Genomic DNA, 17,221 nt, shown 5'->3' with positions numbered 1-17,221 from the left:
CAGCGATCGGCTGTTTCTTCATGGAAATTTGATGGGGGTTTCCGGAGGTTTATGGGCTAAATAAGGAGAGCAACGAAAAGCCACCCTCCGGTCGGCTTCCCTAGATAGAGCTGGACGTATGTCAGACCCCCGGATCTCCGTCGTTATCTGCACCCACAACCGAGACATGTACCTCGGTGATGCCATCGATAGCCTCAGCACCCAGGTCTTTGCTGACTTTGAGATTGTGGTCATCGACAATGCTTCTACCGATCGCACCCGTGAGGTCGTCGAGGCCCGCATTCCTGACAATCCCCGTCTGCGCTATGTTCACGAGCCCGTGCTGGGCCTGAACGTGGCTCGCAACCGCGGCGTCCAAGAAACGCAAGCGCCCATTATTGCTTACTTCGACGATGATGCGATCGCCACGCCCCAGTGGCTCCAGACGCTTTGGGACGCTTTCAGCACCAACGACAAGCTCGGCGTCGCCGGAGGCAAGGTCACGCTGATCTGGCCCGAAGGTTTTTCGGAGCCGTCCTGGCTGTCCCCGGGCCTAGCGGGTAACCTGGGCGCCTACGATCTCGGTCCCGAGGTCCGCGCCATCACTGACCCCGGCCAGACGCCGCGCGGCCTCAACTACGCCATTCGGCGGCGGGCCTTTGAAGACGTGGGCAGCTTCAGCCCAAACCTCGATCGCGTGGGCAAAAACCTGCTGTCCAATGGCGAGCTCTTTATGACGGAGCTGGTGCTCAAGGCGGGCTGGCAGGTTGCCTATCTACCCGCTGCCCACGTCAAGCACCGGGTTTCCCCCGATCGCACGACCCGCGCCTGGTTTTTTCAGCGAGGATGGTGGCAGGGCATCAGCGAGTACAACCGCGAGCTGCTCGCCCAGCGCACAGGTCCCGGTCAGCTCCGGCGCGGCGGTGAACGCATCGTTCGGGGGCTATACAAATCCCTCAAGTACATGGGCGACCCGGCTCAGCAGTTCGACAATCTCGTCTATGCCTATGGCCAAATTGGCTATTTGACTGCCGTGATCAAGGGCCTGGTTTTTGGGCCAAAGCTGGCCAAGCGCTCTTGATCCGTCTTGTTGCCCTGGGCGATCGCCCCTCTTGCTGATGTCTTCCAACCTCACTGCCACCATGCATAAAATCCCCGTCTCCGTCCTGATTCCAGCCAAGAACGAGGAAGCCAACCTGCCCGCTTGTCTTAGCAGCGTCGAGCGAGCGGATGAGGTGTTTGTGGTGGACTCCCAAAGCAGCGATCGCTCCGTAGAAATCGCTGAGAGCTACGGCGCTCAGGTGGTGCAGTTTCACTTCAACGGTCGCTGGCCCAAAAAGAAAAACTGGTCTCTAGACAATCTGCCCTTCCGCAATGAGTGGGTGCTGATCGTCGACTGCGACGAGCGCATCACTCCCGAGCTGTGGGACGAAATTGCGGAGGCGATCGCCCATCCCGAGCACAGCGGCTTCTATCTCAACCGGCGCGTCTTCTTCCTAGGCAAGTGGATTCGCCACGGCGGCAAGTATCCCGACTGGAACCTGCGCCTGTTTCGCCATCGCCTCGGGCGCTACGAAAATCTCAACACCGAAGAGATTCGCAACACCGGCGACAACGAGGTCCACGAGCACGTCATTCTCGACGGGCCCGTGGGCTATCTCAAAGAAGACATGCTCCACATTGATTTTCGCGACATTTTCCACTGGCTGGAGCGGCACAACCGCTACTCCAACTGGGAAGCCCGCGTCTATTACAACCTGCTCCACGGCATGGGCGAGCAGGGAACCATTGGGGCCAACTTGTTTGGGGACTCGGTACAGCGCAAGCGATTTCTCAAGAAGATTTGGGTCCGCCTTCCCTTCAAGCCGCTGCTGCGCTTTGTGCTTTTTTACATCTTGCGCCTCGGCTTCTTGGATGGGCGAGCGGGCTATATGTACGGCCGCTTGCTGAGCCAGTACGAATACCAGATCGGGGTCAAGCTCTACGAGCTCCAAAAGTTTGGTGGGCAGCTCAATGTGACGCCGACCGCTTCCCCACAGCCCCCTGCTCCGCCCCAGACCGTGACTCACGCTGAGTAGGGCTGATGGACGCCGAGACTTCTCCTTCCCCGATGCCCAAAGGCGATCGCCCAGCGCTGGATCTTGAGCCCTGGGTCGACTTGCGGCGCTACGACCAGTCCTGGTTTCAGCGGGGACGCCCTGGGTGGCTGATCTTGCTGTGGTGGCTGGTGCAGGCGGTGGTGTTTCCCCTGACGCCCCAACCCCTAAGCCAGCTGCGGGTGGGGTTGCTGCGGCTGTTCGGCGCTCGGATTGGCCAGGGCGTCTTGATTCGGCCGACGGCCCGCTTCACCTATCCCTGGAAGGTCACCATCGGCGACTACAGCTGGATTGGGGACGATGTGGTGTTCTACAGCCTGGACGAAATTCAGGTGGGGCAGCAGTGCGTGATTTCCCAAAACAGCTATCTGTGCACCGGCAGCCACGAGCCGGGCGATCGCGCCTTTGGTCTCAAAACAAACCCCATTCGCATTGGGAATGGGGTTTGGGTGGCGGCAGATTGCTTTGTGGGTCCGGGGGTCTGGATCGGGGCCAATGCGCTGGTGGGGGCTCGCAGCAGCGTTTTTGGCGATCTGCCGGCGGGGTATGTGTGTCTGGGCTCTCCCTGTGAGCCGCGCTATCCGCGATCGCGGTCCGCAGGCTCCGACGCCTAGGGAAGAGCCCGAGAGGGCGATCGCCCTACTCGTTCATGTTGCGGTAGGTCGCAACCGCAGAGGGCGAAATCCGGTTGAGGTAGCGGAAAATCCAGTATTTGAAAATGGTGTCCAAAATCACTGGGAAGGTCGCAATAAACAGAAAGATAAACTCGTGACTTTCTGGCAAACCTAGGTGACGTGACAGGCCTTCCAGGATGACTTCCCAGCCGTGGGGAGAATGGAAGCCCACAAAAATGTCGGTAAACAAAATGATGATGAATGCTTTGGCGCTGTCGCTCAAGCCGTAGACGATGTCATCCATGAAGGATTTGACAATGGCGATTTCTCGCTGGCTTGACATCACCACCACCACGAAGGAGGCAATGGACAGCAGGTCCGCAAAGACATTTTTGATGGCGCTAGAGCTGCGAGTACGGAAAGACTCTGCAATCTCGATGGCTTTTTCCTCTAGGCTTTCTTCAATCTGAATGTCGGTCAGTTTCGGAGCCTTGGTCAGCCCAGCAATCAGTGAGGAAAAGCGCAGGCTCTCTTCATAGGACTTGAGTTCTTCGAGGGCCTCCGCTTCCATTTGGGGATTGAGAAACAGAACCTGCTCTTCGGGGGGCCGCAGCTGATCGACAAGGGGCCCAACAAAGAAGTTTTTGGCAATCTGCTGGGTGAGCAGCGGCACCAGCACAATCAACAGCACAAAGCGAAAAGAGATGATGGTTTTGGCTTTGGAGCTGCGGAAGCTCTGAACCACTTCGGCCTCGGCCTGGGGATTGAGCTCGCGGCGCAGGCGGTTGATGGTGCGCAAAATCGAGCGGGGCAAAAAGCTGGTTTTGCTGGAGACGCCGCCGTTGCGATCGCCCTGGCCAGAGGCCGAGTCTCGCTGGGTGGGCGCTACGCCATAGGAGCTGACGGACTGGTCCGCTCCCAGCTGGATCGAGGTCGAAACCGGCACGAGAGAGCGGGACGCAGGGTCGTCCTTGCCCGCGGCCCGGGTTTCGACGGTCATGATTTTGGCGCTGCTGTAGCGGTCCAGAACGCCATCGATGAACTGGAGCTTTTCGAGAATGATGGCGGGGCGATCGCGCGATCGCTCAGCAAACCAGCCCTCTGGCGGCGGTACGGCACCGGTGCGGCCCATCGATGTGGGCGCATTTTCCGAAAGGTTGATAAACAAGCGGCTGGCGCGAAACTCCGCCAGCCGGACTCGGGCAGTGCTCAGGCATTTGCGCAACTCTGCCTGAAAATAAGCATCGACATTATCACCGTGAGACTTGACGCGAGGTGCAATGGGCTGGCCGTCAAAGTGCTCATCCTCGATCGCCTTAATCATGAGCGCCGCGTCATAGGCCTGATCGAGGGCTCTTTCCGGAGTGCGGAAAAACCACTGACGGGCAGCACTCAAGTATCCCTTGAATCTTTTAGAAGCAGACATCGTTATGACTACCGTGGATCAAGCACGTAAGTTGATGGGACCCAAACCGCAAAACTACGAAGAGATTAGGCAGTTTGAGTAAAGGGTTGAACAGGAAATAAAGGGACCCTCGGGGGTCGAAAAACCATCGAGCGGGCGATCGCCGTTAGAAAAAGAGCAAATCCAAAATCAAGGGCCAAGATGGGTAAGCAGAGAAACCATCGCCCTTGCGGACTGCCGTAAAGCGTAGAGCATCAAACTCAAAGCGATCGCGCCTCTCGCAGGAAACCAAGGTTACAAGATGGAGAGGTACATGCTGATTTGAAGGGAAAGTATGTAGTATCTTAACAAACTCTCCCGAGTCTCCCGAGACGACCATTCGGGTGATATTCTCCTTCGACTGTCTAAAAGTTCTTCGCAACACCCATCCGCCGCTGCATCGGCACCGCCCGATCTGCGATGGGTAAGCGCCTGTCAGCCCTTCAGCCGCCTTCTTGCCACCTAGGGGGCATCCAGCCATGACTTCACCAGCCTCTCTGTGGATCGAGGGTCCTAGCCGCAGCGGCAAAACCACGCGGCTGATTGAGCAATTTCGGCGATGGGTGCAGGACTTGCCGCCTGCCAGCGTGGGATCTTCTTTGGCCACGAGCATTCTGGTATTTGCGGCCAACGGAGACAACCGCATCGAGCTGGCCCAGCGCCTCAGCGCTGCCACCCGGGGCCGTCACGCCTTTCGCTCCACGACGCCTTTGGGCTTTTTGCTCGATGAGGTGACGCTCTTTTGGCCGCTGCTCCTGCAAAAACTCGACCTCCAGACCCAGTTTCCGCTGCGTCTGCGCCCCGAAACAGAGCAAGATCTGGCGACGCGGCTGTGGAGGCCGGCCCTCGACGAAGGGCAGCTCCGCCGCGAAGGCGTCAGCGAATACCGGATGGTGCGACGAACGCTGGACCTGATGCAGCTGGCGGCGGTGAGCTGTACGCCCCTGGAGGACGTGCCGGTGCTGCTGCATCAGGGGCTGCTGGAGCAGGAAGGGTCTGAGGCGCTGTGGGAGTGCATGGGGCAGTCGGTGCTGCACTGGCGTAACTGGTGCCTGGAGCGGGGGCTGCTGACCTACAGCCTGGGCAGTGAGCTGTACTGGCGCTACCTGCTGCCCGACGAGACGTATCGTGCCCAATTGGCTCGGCGCTATCGGCAGGTGCTGGCGGACGATGTGGACGAGTACCCGGCGATCGCGCGATCGCTCTTTGAAGCTGTTCTTGCCAGCGACGGTGAGGGAGCTTTTACGTTTAATCCAGAAGGCGGTATGCGCTTGGGGCTGGGGGCCGATCCGGATGCCTTAGCAACCCTGGCAGAGCGCTGCCAAGTCGAGTCTTTGGGCGATCGCCCGGAGCCCTGTCTCGCGGAGTCTCTGGGCTCCACCTTCGTGGCACTGACCGAGAATCCGGTAGCGGTGGCCGAGCTGCCCGCCGAGGCCGTTTTGGCCATGCAAACGGTCTCGCGCGCCCAGCTGCTGCGACGCACGGCAGAGTTTATTATCCAGGCGGTGAAGGCCGGGGAAGCCCGTCCCCAGGACATTGCAGTGATCGGGCCGGGCCTAGACGCGATCGCCCGCTACGCCCTGATGAACATCCTGCAAAAGCAAAATGTCGCCGTTGAGTCCCTCAACGATCAGCGGCCCCTGGTCAGCGCCCCCATGACCCGCGCCCTGCTGACGCTGCTGGCCCTGGTTTATCCGGACCTGGGGCGCCTGGTCGATCGCAACAGCGTCGCCGAAATGCTGGTGGTCTTGAGCCAGAGCCTCGCCAGCCAGCCCGACGCCGAGGACGGGGCGATCGCCGGGATTGACCCCGTACGGGCTGGCTTACTGGTGGACTACTGCTTTGAGCCCCATCCCAGCCAGCCTCGGCTCCTGGCCGCGACCACCTTCCCCCGCTGGGACCGCCTGGGCTACCAAGCCACCCAGGCCTACGAAGCCATTCGCCAGTGGATTAACGACCAGCATGAACAGCAGGACCAGCGCCTGACGCCCAGTCCCGTCGCGGTGCTTGATCGGGCAATTCAGCGATTTTTGTGGAACGGGAGCCGCCTGCCCTATGACCAGCTAGCGGCCTTGCGGGAGCTGCTCGAAACGGCTCAGCACTACTGGGACGTGGAGGCTCGCTTGCAGCAGCACACGCCCAGCCGAGAACCGCAGTCCCAGACCGTGGAGCGCTTTATTCAGCTGCTGCGCGGCGGCACCATCACCGCCAACCCCTATCCGCTGCGCACGGTGAGCGGCACCAGCAACGCTGTCACCCTGGCCACGATCTATCAGTACAGCGCCAACCGCTGCGCCCATCGCTGGCAGTTTTGGCTGGATGTTGGTTCTGGGCACTGGCTGACCGGCGGGGCCGGTCTTTTTGGGGCGCCCCTCTTTTTGGAGGGCTGGCACGGTCAGGCCTGGACACCGGTGGACCAGGCGCTCTGGGACGAAAACCGTCTGCGTCGTCAAATGCTGGATCTGCTGGGACGGTCGCAGGAGCGCGTTTATCTGTGCTACAGCGACCTGTCGGCCAGCGGCCAAGAGCAAATGGGGCCGCTGCTGGCACTGGTGAATGTGGCAACCGAAATCCCGACAGAAAACCAAAATTCATCCCCCGTGTCGGCCTAGGCAAACAAGGAGCTGCACCAAAGAGCCTGGGGGCGATCGCCCCCAGGCTCGCTCGCCCACCAGCCTATGGGGTTGGGTTCGAAGTCGGCGCGGTAAAGGGCACAAAAGGATCCGCAGACTGGCCCACCGGGATAAAGGTGGGGTAGAAGTCATTCACGCGATCGCGCCCGTCAATGCAGCTCTGCAAAGCCACATTCACCGCCAAATCCGTCCCTTCAGTCAAGCCAACCACGCAATTGGCGTAGCGCTCGGGCAGAAGGCTGCGGCGGCAGTTGTCCAGGACCTGCGGCTCCGCCGCGTTTTCGGTCTTCTGGCGAATGTCGGTGACGCAGGTCGCCAACTCCACCGGGCGACGCACCCGCCGACACGCCGCCAGGGCATCCGTCGCCGCAATCTCGGTCCGCTCATCCAGGCGATCGACGCAGCGCGAGAGATCCTCGGGGTGCAGCACCGTCGAGCAAGCCTCCGCCGCCTCCTCAGGACGGATTCCCGCTTCGACCAAGTTTGACGCACAGCGGCGATAGTCGCCTTCGCTAGCAGCCGCAGCAGGCCCCATCGGAAGAGACGCAGCCAGGAGACCAGCCGCGATCGCCCCTAGGGGAGCCCAGCGGCGAGAAAAAGCCAGTTGCATGGGATTAGACTCCGTCGTTTGACAAAAACATTCACGCATAGCGGCGACGCAACAAAAAGGACAACAAACAACCCAGGGCCGTCGAAAACTCACGAAAATCCAGGAAAGTTGTCATAAGTTTACAGTTGGCTCACCGTACGTCTTCCCGGTTACCCGAATCGACTACAGTGAAAAGGGTAATCCAAATCCAGTGACGACCCAGAGGGTAACCCAGTATGCACCTGAGTGAAATCACCCATCCGAACCAGTTGCACGGTCTGTCGGTATACCAACTTCAGCAAGTTGCTCGCCAGATTCGCGAGAAGCATCTGGAAACTGTCGCCAAGAGCGGCGGTCACTTGGGTCCAGGCCTGGGAGTGGTGGAACTGACGCTGGCGCTCTACCAAACTCTGGACCTCGATCGCGACAAGGTGATCTGGGACGTGGGTCACCAAGCCTACCCCCACAAGCTGATCACCGGCCGCTACAACAACTTTCACACCCTGCGCCAAAAAGACGGCATCGCGGGCTATCTCAAGCGCGGCGAAAGCAAGTTTGACCATTTTGGGGCGGGCCACGCTTCTACTAGTATCTCGGCGGCTCTGGGAATGGCGATCGCCCGCGATCTCAAGGGCGAAAAATTCAAAGTCGTCGCGGTCATCGGCGACGGTGCTCTCACAGGCGGCATGGCCCTCGAAGCCATCAACCACGCCGGTCACCTGCCCAGGACCAACCTGATGGTGGTGCTCAACGACAACGACATGTCGATTTCTCCCAACGTGGGCGCCCTCTCGCGCTATCTGAACAAGATGCGCCTGAGCCCGCCCATGCAGTTCCTCAGCGACAATCTCGAAGAGCAGTTTAAGCACCTGCCTTTTGTGGGAGATTCGCTGTCGCCCGAGCTCAACCGGGTCAAAGAAGGCATGAAGCGCCTCGCGGTCTCCAAAGTGGGAGCCGTCTTTGAGGAGCTCGGCTTTACCTACATTGGTCCCGTTGACGGGCACAATCTGGAAGAGCTGATCACCACCTTCCAGCAGGCCCACAGCCAGGTTGGGCCGGTGCTTGTCCACGTGTCCACCACCAAGGGCAAGGGATACGCGATCGCCGAGCAGGACCAAGTTGGCTACCACGCCCAGTCCCCCTTCAACCTGGCGACGGGTAAGGCCATTCCTGCCAGCAAGCCCAAGCCCCCCAGCTACTCCAAAGTCTTTGCGCACACCCTGGTGAAGCTGGCCGAGGACAACCCCAAAATCGTCGGTATCACTGCCGCCATGGCGACCGGCACCGGCCTCGACAAGCTGCAAGCCAAGCTGCCCAAGCAGTACATGGACGTGGGCATTGCTGAGCAGCACGCGGTCACCCTGGCGGGCGGCCTCGCCTGCGAAGGGATGCGTCCCGTGGTGGCCATCTACTCCACCTTCTTGCAGCGGGCCTTTGACCAGGTGGTACACGATGTCTGCATCCAAAATCTGCCGGTTTTCTTCTGCCTCGATCGCGCAGGCATCGTCGGCGCTGACGGCCCCACCCACCAAGGGATGTACGACATCTCCTATCTGCGCTGCATCCCTAATATGGTGCTGATGGCGCCCAAGGACGAGGCCGAGCTCCAGCAAATGCTGGTAACGGGGGTCAACTACACGGATGGCCCGATCGCCCTGCGCTATCCCCGGGGCAACGGCTACGGCGTGCCGCTGATGGAGGAAGGCTGGGAAGCGCTGCCCATCGGCAAGGCTGAGGTGCTGCGCCAGGGCGACGATCTGCTGCTGCTGGGCTACGGCTCGATGGTCTATCCTGCCATGCAGACAGCCGAGATCCTCAGCGAGCACGGTGTCGAGGCAACGGTGGTGAATGCTCGCTTTGCCAAGCCCATCGATGACGAGCTGATCCTGCCCCTGGCCCAGAAGATTGGCCGGGTGGTGACGATGGAGGAAGGCAGCATCATGGGCGGCTTTGGGTCAGGCGTGGCCGAGGCGCTGCTGGATGCGGGCGTTGTGGTGCCGGTGATGCGCCTAGGCGTGCCAGACACGCTGGTGGAGCACGCCAAGCCTGAGGAATCCAAGGTCGAGCTGGGCCTGACGCCCTCGCAGATGGCTGAGCGCATTTTGGCATCGATGCCGACGAAGGTTTCTACCATGAGCCGCCAAGGCTAGGGGTCACTTTCGCCGGATGCCTGATAGTTCAGGCAGCAACTCCTGTTAACTAGAACACTCAGAGCGATCGCCTCCATTGCGAATGACGTTAGGGGGGCGATCGCTTTTGGTATGGAGGCAGCTTGAGCGAGCGCTTTTTCAGGCAAACAGCATCCACCGTCGCCAAAATCAAACAGCTGAAAAAGCAGCCTTTAGAAAGGCCCGATTATCGCTTAGCGTGCACATAGTCCACGAAATAGAACTTGGGCTCTAGGCGATACTTGAGGACTGCCCAGATTGCCAGTCCCAGCAGAGCCGTCAGCACTAGAGGCAGGCTCAGAAAAAACCGAAAGCGATCGGGCACCAAAGCTGCGGCCGAGAGGGCCACGCCAAAGTACGCCAATAGGCCAATTTGTAGGCGATGTAAATTTTTCAGCGCTCGTCGACAGCTGCTGCAAATCAGGGTGTGCTGATGATAGCGATCGAGCAAATGCTGGCGATCGCCCAGGGGCATTTTCTGATCGTTTTCTAGCTCGCCCCAGGGCAGTTTTCCTTGACAGTATTGATCGATCCAGCGGCGAAATTCGATGACCAGACGATCGGCACTGGTTGGCATTTTGTAAGCCGTTTTCCAGTCTTCCGTTTGCGATCGCTGCTGCAATTCTTTTTCTTGATAATGCAGCAAGATCATATCGCCATCGAGAATCGAATTTCGCACCGAAATATGGTCCCACCAGCGCGGCGTTATCTGGTGTAGACGCTTCGCAAAGTTGCGCGAAAACTGGGCGACAATTCTAGATTTTCCGGGCGCGACAGGCACACAATAGGTCACCAAACCCACCTGGCGATCGCCCCCCAAACTGATGGCGTATTCCAGATGACACGGCGGTGTAAACGTAATTTTCGTCGTAAAACTGCCCTCGGATTTGGCCTCAATGCGATCTTGCGTCGACTCCACGATCTTGATCGGCGTGGGCTGGGCTCTCTCTCGTCTGCCCTGCACACCGTGATGCGCAAACGGCACGTGGGACGGGTCAGCCAAGTTCTCAACCAAGGTTTGCCAGTCGTACTCGAGGTCGCGCACGATGGACGCCCAGACAAACTCAGAGCCCGCATTCCAGTAGGGCGACAGCGGCAGCGCCTGGGCAGATGCCAGATGCGCAGAGTCTGGATCGGGCCACACCCACAACAGTCCATTCACCGCCTGCATGGGCAGCGCTGTCACGCAGTAGCGATCGCGATTTTTGGCGACTAGCTCTGAATCCTCGGCTTGAGGAATCTGCGTGCACGTTCCCTGCTCATCAAATTGCCAACCATGATAGCTACACATCAAATGGCCTGTTTTTTCATCGACTCGGCCTTCGCTGAGGGGAGCCAAACGGTGGGGACACTGATCGAGAAATGCTCGATAGTGATCGGAGAAACGGGGCTTCCAAATCACAATTCTTTTGCCCAAGACCACAACCGGCGTTGGGCATTCAGGATCTAAATCTTCGAGGGGCGAGACGGGATACCAATGCTGCAAAAAATCAAACGTTGAGTCTGACATATTAGTTTTTGTGAGGCTTGTGGGAATTTTGACGTGATTTTGATCAGCAATTCAAAGCAAGCAAATCATCAAAAAACACAGGGCCATTCAAACACGTTGATTAGCGCTTCAGACGGGCGATTCTGTTAATACTTTTTGATTATAGATAAAAAAGAACTCAGGCCCAGGCTCGGGCTTTTTTTGATCAGGTTTCCTAGACCTTGAGCTGGCTGGATCTGTCAATGACAGAAGCGGAGCTATGGGAATTTTTCGGCTCTTTTCAGCTTCTTAGAGGCGGAGAGAAAGCTGGCTAGTCTGGAGCTTGGGGGGGCCTGTGTGTCCCGGCGATCGCGCTGAATTTGCGGCCACTTTGGGCCGAGAACGGGCGATCGCGCCTGGAAAACCTAGCGCCATTTCCTAGGCGATGGCGGGCTGGGTCGCGGCTTTTATCCCTTGATTTGAAACTGGACGATGAAGTAAGGTGGGCCTTGCTTTGCCGAGCGTTGAGGCCAATCCGTCGAGATGCAAGAGTTTGATGTGGTGATTGTGGGAGCAGGGCCTGCCGGAGGGCACTGTGCTCGGCTGCTGGCGCAGTCTGGGCAGCGCGTTCTCCTCGTAGAGCAGGCCCAGAGCTTCGATGTCAACAGCTTTTCGAGCGCGGGCGCGCCCCTGGACATCCTGAAAAGCTTCAATCTGCCGGAGCGGCTCGTGGGGCAGTTTTGGCGCAACATCACCATTGTCACTACGAACCTCAACGAAGCCTGGCGATCGCCCGCTCCTCTGGGAGTCGTCTTGGACTTCGCGCGGCTGCGGGAATTTTTGGCCCAGGAGGCCCAGCGCCAGGGCGCTACGCTGTGGCTCGGCCACCACTACCTGAGCCGCGAAAACACCGCTGACGGCAAGGCGATCGCCCACTTTCAGCAGCGCGGGACGGGCGATCGCGTCAGCGTGTGCGCCCGCGTGATTGTCGACGCCACCGGCCCCGCCCGCGCCGTCATCTACGCCAAGCGCTCCGAGCAGCCGCCCCTCCTGAGCGCCACCGGCATCGAATACCTGATCGAAGTCAGCCCCGAAATTTACGATCGCTACCGCGACGATCTCACCTTCTTTTTGGGGCATCGCTGGATGCCCCGCGGCTACTCCTGGATCTTTCCCATGGCCCCCAACCAGCTCAAGGTGGGAGCCGCCTACATCAAAGACCGTCACGCCCTCGTCCAGCAAACCCAGTCTCTGCGCCACTACATCGACTTGGTTTTGCGCGAGTACATGCACCTCGACGACTATCGGCTGATCGAGAGTCACGGCTCCACCATCCGCTACAGCCGCGGCCTCGAGGACCGCTACTACGACGGCTCCACTTGCCTGGCGATCGGTGATGCCGTCTCCACCATCAATCTGCTGGGGGGCGAAGGCATCCGGCACGCCATGGAGGGAGCCGCGATCGCCCATCCCTATATCCTGCAAGCGCTCCAAAATCCCCACTCTCCCCGCGAAGCCCTCTGGCAGTCCTACCAGCAGGCCATGCTGCGGCGTTTCAAAGATCGCTGGCTGATTTCGGAGCGGCTCGGCCTCAAGAAATACCTGGCTGACAGCAACGAGACGATCGACAGCACGATCCGCCGCGTCCGCCACCTTTCTGCCCAAGAATTGGTGGATATCCTGTTCTACTATAAGTTTGAGCGATTGACGAAGGGATTTAATCCGTATCTTCTAAACCGGCTTTACTCGCTTTTCAAGCGAATTCGCGCCCTTTTACCCCGCTAAATTCACCCAATCTCAGACTTCCTCATCATGACGCCGTCTACGAACCAAGTTTGTCCGGTTCTCTGGTATCAGGATCACGTTCGCCTGATCGACCAAACCCGACTCCCCGCCGAGTACACCTTCGTCGAAATCCGGCGCTATGAAGACATGGCCCACGCCATCAAAACCATGATCGTGCGCGGTGCTCCGGCGATCGGCGTTGCGGCGGCCTATGGCGTCTATCTCGGCTCCCAAGAAATCCACATCGACGATCGCGACGCCTTTTTGGAGCGGCTCGAAGCCGTGGCCCAGCAGCTCCGAGAGACCCGGCCCACCGCTGTGAACCTCTTTTGGGCGATCGAGCGAATGCTGCGCGTCGCTCGCCAAACCGTCGGCCCCGTCAGCCAGATCAAAGCTGCCCTGCTAGAAACCGCTCAGCAGATTCACGCTGAGGATTTGCAGACCTGTCAGGCCATCGGCGACCACGGCTTGAGCGTCTTGCCGAGCACTCCCGACAAGCTGCGCCTGCTCACCCACTGCAACGCTGGCGCCCTGGCCACCGCAGGCTACGGGACCGCCTTGGGGGTGGTGCGATCGGCCTGGCGCGAGGGCCGGCTTGAGCGCGTCTATGCCGACGAGACGCGGCCCCGGCTCCAGGGCGCCAAGCTGACCACCTGGGAGTGCGTCCAGGAAGGCATTCCGGTCACTCTGATCACCGACAACATGGCGGCCCACTGCATGAAGCAGGGCCTGATCGACGTGGTGGTGGTGGGCGCTGACCGGATCACGGCCAACGGCGACGCCGCCAACAAGATCGGCACCTACAGCCTGGCCCTGGTCGCCAAGGCCCACAATATCCCGTTCTTTGTGGCGGCGCCGCTGTCGACGGTGGACTTTAGCCTGAGCGATGGCAGCCAGATTCCCATCGAGGAGCGCGATCCGACGGAGATCGCCCAGGTGGGTGAGACGGTGATCTGCCCGGCGGGCGTGGAGTTTTACAATCCGGCCTTTGACGTGACGCCAGCGTCGCTGATCACGGGCATCATCACTGAGCACGGGGTCGTCGCGCCGGAGAAGCTGGTCCAGCTCCAGGCCCAGCAGGTAGTCTAGGCGTCTGAGGACGCGATCGCTCGCGAAACGTCACGAATAAACCCAGAAGGGGCTCGAGAAATCGGCCCCTTCTTTTATTGCGGGCTATTTTGGGCTGCGGGGGCGATCGCAGGCCCTAGCGGACTAGCTGGACGGTGAAGGTGATCCAGCCTTCAGCGCTGGTGACGGTGATGGCGCCGCCGAGGTAGCTGACCAGCTTTTTCACCAGGGCCAGCCCCAGACCGGTGCCGCTATACTTCCAGCGAGCGCCCACCGGAATGCGATAGAACTTGTCGAACATGCGGGACAGCTCCACCGGCGGGATGTCGGCCCCCGTGTTTTTGATTTGGATAAAGACATTTTCAGGCGTCGCCTGGGCAGTCACCAGGATTTCACCGGGGGCCGGGGTGTATTTGCAGGCGTTGTTGAGCAGCTCCCGCAGAATGCGCTCGAGGCGATCGCCGTCGGACACCACCGAGGGCAGCGCCGGATCCAGCTCCAGCCGCAAGGTGAGGGCGCGATCGCGCGATCGCTCCTGGAAGGTCTCGACAATCGGCGGCAGCCACTCCGCCAGGTTCAGGGTCGTCAAGGTGAGGGCTTCGGGGCGCACCTCCAGACGCGACAGGTCTAGCAGATCGTCAATCAGACCAATTTCGCGATCGCACTCCGCCCGCAAAATCGCCAGGTAGCGGCCCGCCGAGGTCGTCTGCAAGATCTGGGTTTGCTGGAGCGTCACCTCCAGCATCTGCGTGGCCATCTTGATGCTGGCTACGGGAGTGCGCAGCTCGTGGGACACCGTGCTCAAAAAGTCGTCTTTGAGCACATTGAGGCGCTCTAGCTCCTCGACCTGCATCTGGGCGGTCTGGTAGAGGCGGGCCTGGCGCAGGGCAATGGCGCACTGGTTGGCGACTTGCTGCACCAGCTCTAGGCGAGACTCGCTGAGGGAGGTGTTTTTGCCCACCAGCAGCAGCACCGTCCCCAGGACGTGATGGTTGTCCAAAATCGGGCAGGCGGCGATCGTGGCCCAGTCGTTGAGGGGAGCCTCCACCCACAGGCACGTCTGAAAGCGCTCGCCCCGGTGTAGCTGCTCGTGGGCCACCGCAAATTCGCGCGAGGTCAGCACCCCCTGGAGCGCGGGCAGCAGCGATCGCCCCGCCTCCGCCGCGATCGCCGCCCGAGCCACCTCTTCCCCAAACAGGGCCACGCAGCAGTAGTCCACTTCCGGCAGCGATCGCAGCTCCTGCACCACCGTGTGCAAGATCTGCATTTCATCCAGGCTGTCGCGCATCCGCTCCGTAATGCGCTTAAACATCGCCTCCGCCGCCAGCGCCTGCTTGAGCAGCACCGTCCGCTCCCAGATCTGCTGCTCCAGGCTCAGGTTGAGCGCCTGCACCTGCTGGTATAGGGAGGCCTGCTGAATCGCCACCGCCACCTGAGCCGCCACCTGCTCCAGCAGATCCACCTCACTGGGCAGCCACGATCGCGGCAGGCAGCTGTGGACCAGGATCACGCCCCACAGCGCCCCTTCCTGGCGCAGGGGCACCACCAGCTCCGCCCCCACCTGCCAGCGCCTAAGGCGGCGGGCCTCAGACACTCGGGCCTTTTCGGTCTGGGCATTTTCGACTCGCTGCACGCTGCCTAGGACGTAGAGCGCCCGCTCTGCCCGCGACAGGGCTAGCGGCTCTCGCAAAGGCACCATCAGCGAAGATTGGGCGGCGATCGCCCCCGGCCCTTCTCGGGGCAGACGGTAAACCACCACCCGCTCCACCTCCAAAAAACGCCGCACCTCATCGGCCACCATGGCCAGCACATCCCCCAGATCCAGGGTCTGGCACATATAGCGCGCGATCGCCCCCATGAGGCGCTCCCGCTCTAGCTGGCGCTTTGCCGCCGCCTCCGCCAGCTTGCGCTCCGTCACATCCTCACCAATGCCCACAATGCGGTACAGCTCGCCCCGCTCGTCATAGATCGAGAAATCCCGCGCCCGCACCCAGCGGATCGCGCCGTCTGGCCGCACCACCCGATATTCCTGCTCAAAGGCTTTGCCACACTCTGCCCGCTCCCGAAACGCCTGGGCCACCCGGAGTCGATCGTCAGGATGAATACTCTCAATCCAGGCTTGGGGATTGACGTAGAGGTCCTCGCGCGATCGCCCCCAGACCTGCTCATACATCGGACTGATGTAGAGAATCTGGTCTGCCGCCGGCGTCGCCACCCAAAACACCTCGCAAATGTTCTCGGCCAGCTGGCGAAACTTTTCCTCGCTGTCCTGCAAATCTCGCTGCCGCTGCTCCTCCTCATAGAGCTTCCGAAACAGCGTCTCGTTGAGGGCCACCAGCTCCGCCTCGCGGCGATCGGGCTCTCGCTCCCCCGGCAAAATCCAGGACAGGCGATCGCACACCACGCTCAGCACCTCTCCCCCTTCACTCGGGACTCGGCTCGCCGTCATCTTGACCCAAAAGGGCGGCGTCCTGCGCGGCTGCAGCCGCCCATACCAAACCCGGCGATCGCCCTCTCCCTGCCACAGCGCCGCAAACACCTGCTCACCGTCCTCCCGATCCGCCGGCACCACCCAGGACCACAGGCACTGATTGATCAAAGACTCTTCGCCGTGAGTCAAGTGATCCACGGCCCAGCGACTCGCTAGCAGGATCACACCCGCAGCATCCACCGTCATCTGAATCGCCGGTGTCGCCTCGTAGAGATTTCGGTAGTACTCAGCATTCATCAGGAGGCTCCCCGCTTCTCGCACGCACAATCAAAATGCCTTGGAAGACAGGGCAACAAGAAAGTCTAGAGGAGCGCAGCGCAAAGAATCTCTCTCACAGAAATCGCTGGGATGGTGCTTGAGGGAGGCTGGCCCATTGGATCTCAGCGCCTGGAAGAACATCTCACTCTCACTGCGTCAATCCTCGCCGGAACACCGAATTTTTTTGAGCTGACTGCTAGGCTTTTGGCCAAGGTTTATCGCTTCTCCAAGCAGTTTCACGCCAGGAGGAAGGGCGAATTTCACTTAGCAAACAGGCTGCTCACCCTGGATATTTGACAAAGCATGGAAGCGTTGGGGCACACGATCAATGGCCTTGTAACGAATCATTATACACAAGCAATATGAAGTAAATTAAATATTTTTGTCTTCATAAAATTTATCTTTACGCTGTATTTTTTGCAACAAGTTTTAGGGGCAGTTTTCAGAGGAACTTTGAAGGGATGAAAGGCTAGAAATTCTTGTCAGGAAGCCCTCTCTTGAGATTGTGCTGCGAGGCATTTCTTGATTTTCTTGAGATCTTCAGGATTTTTAATGGAATAAATTTGGATTTTCTCTAGACTCTTTGACTCGCTTTTGGGTGACAAAAATCGCCTTAAATTCCCTGAAC

The 17,221-nt window shown here is 59.8% G+C and carries 11 protein-coding genes; 7 read left to right on the top strand and 4 right to left on the bottom strand.

Annotated features, from left to right (window positions below; genetic code table 11):
- Nucleotides 1–118: 118 nt before the first annotated feature.
- The 3 genes from GEI7407_RS05385 (at nucleotide 119) to hpsU (ending at nucleotide 2,689) form a co-directional block, all read left to right on the top strand.
- Nucleotides 119–1,060 carry a glycosyltransferase family 2 protein gene (locus GEI7407_RS05385; RefSeq protein ID WP_015171122.1) on the top strand — a complete coding sequence of 314 codons (942 nt, stop codon included), beginning with the start codon at nucleotides 119–121 and terminating at the stop codon, nucleotides 1,058–1,060.
- Nucleotides 1,061–1,121: 61 nt separating this feature from the next.
- On the top strand, nucleotides 1,122–2,057 hold the full coding sequence (locus tag GEI7407_RS05380) for a glycosyltransferase family 2 protein (RefSeq protein ID WP_041268282.1): 936 nt from the start codon (nucleotides 1,122–1,124) through the stop codon (nucleotides 2,055–2,057).
- A gap of 5 nt (nucleotides 2,058–2,062) precedes the next feature.
- A complete protein-coding gene (hpsU, locus tag GEI7407_RS05375) occupies nucleotides 2,063–2,689 on the top strand; it encodes a hormogonium polysaccharide biosynthesis acetyltransferase HpsU (protein ID WP_015171120.1) in 627 nt (208 codons plus the stop codon).
- A gap of 25 nt (nucleotides 2,690–2,714) precedes the next feature.
- Here hpsU and GEI7407_RS05370 read toward each other — a convergent pair whose 3' ends face one another.
- On the bottom strand, nucleotides 2,715–4,115 hold the full coding sequence (locus tag GEI7407_RS05370; RefSeq protein WP_015171119.1) for a proton extrusion protein PcxA: 1,401 nt from the start codon (nucleotides 4,113–4,115) through the stop codon (nucleotides 2,715–2,717).
- A gap of 497 nt (nucleotides 4,116–4,612) precedes the next feature.
- On the opposite strand from GEI7407_RS05370, the gene GEI7407_RS05365 reads away from it, so the two are divergent.
- Nucleotides 4,613–6,745 carry a hypothetical protein gene (locus GEI7407_RS05365; protein ID WP_015171118.1) on the top strand — a complete coding sequence of 711 codons (2,133 nt, stop codon included), beginning with the start codon at nucleotides 4,613–4,615 and terminating at the stop codon, nucleotides 6,743–6,745.
- Between the two features lie 64 nt (nucleotides 6,746–6,809).
- On the opposite strand, the gene GEI7407_RS05360 is transcribed toward GEI7407_RS05365, so the two are convergent.
- On the bottom strand, nucleotides 6,810–7,376 hold the full coding sequence (locus GEI7407_RS05360) for a hypothetical protein (RefSeq protein ID WP_015171117.1): 567 nt from the start codon (nucleotides 7,374–7,376) through the stop codon (nucleotides 6,810–6,812).
- Between the two features lie 215 nt (nucleotides 7,377–7,591).
- Here GEI7407_RS05360 and dxs point away from each other — a divergent pair, with 215 nt between their 5' ends.
- Nucleotides 7,592–9,505: a 1-deoxy-D-xylulose-5-phosphate synthase gene (dxs, locus tag GEI7407_RS05355; protein ID WP_015171116.1), complete on the top strand. Its 1,914-nt coding sequence runs from the start codon at nucleotides 7,592–7,594 to the stop codon at nucleotides 9,503–9,505.
- A gap of 205 nt (nucleotides 9,506–9,710) precedes the next feature.
- Here dxs and GEI7407_RS05350 read toward each other — a convergent pair whose 3' ends face one another.
- Nucleotides 9,711–11,033, bottom strand: coding sequence for a Rieske 2Fe-2S domain-containing protein (locus GEI7407_RS05350; protein ID WP_015171115.1), 1,323 nt, complete (start codon nucleotides 11,031–11,033; stop codon nucleotides 9,711–9,713).
- Nucleotides 11,034–11,534: 501 nt separating this feature from the next.
- Between GEI7407_RS05350 and GEI7407_RS05345 the strand changes: the two genes are divergently transcribed.
- Entirely contained in the window at nucleotides 11,535–12,776 is a 1,242-nt protein-coding gene (locus tag GEI7407_RS05345) for an NAD(P)/FAD-dependent oxidoreductase (RefSeq protein WP_015171114.1), read from the top strand.
- 27 nt (nucleotides 12,777–12,803) lie between these two features.
- Nucleotides 12,804–13,865 carry an S-methyl-5-thioribose-1-phosphate isomerase gene (mtnA, locus tag GEI7407_RS05340; protein WP_015171113.1) on the top strand — a complete coding sequence of 354 codons (1,062 nt, stop codon included), beginning with the start codon at nucleotides 12,804–12,806 and terminating at the stop codon, nucleotides 13,863–13,865.
- Nucleotides 13,866–13,980: 115 nt separating this feature from the next.
- Here mtnA and GEI7407_RS05335 read toward each other — a convergent pair whose 3' ends face one another.
- Nucleotides 13,981–16,572: a GAF domain-containing protein gene (locus GEI7407_RS05335; protein ID WP_015171112.1), complete on the bottom strand. Its 2,592-nt coding sequence runs from the start codon at nucleotides 16,570–16,572 to the stop codon at nucleotides 13,981–13,983.
- Nucleotides 16,573–17,221: the final 649 nt, after the last annotated feature.

Source organism: Geitlerinema sp. PCC 7407, from assembly GCF_000317045.1.
GTDB lineage: Bacteria > Cyanobacteriota > Cyanobacteriia > PCC-7407 > PCC-7407 > PCC-7407.
This window is presented reverse-complemented; position numbering and strand designations above follow the sequence as displayed.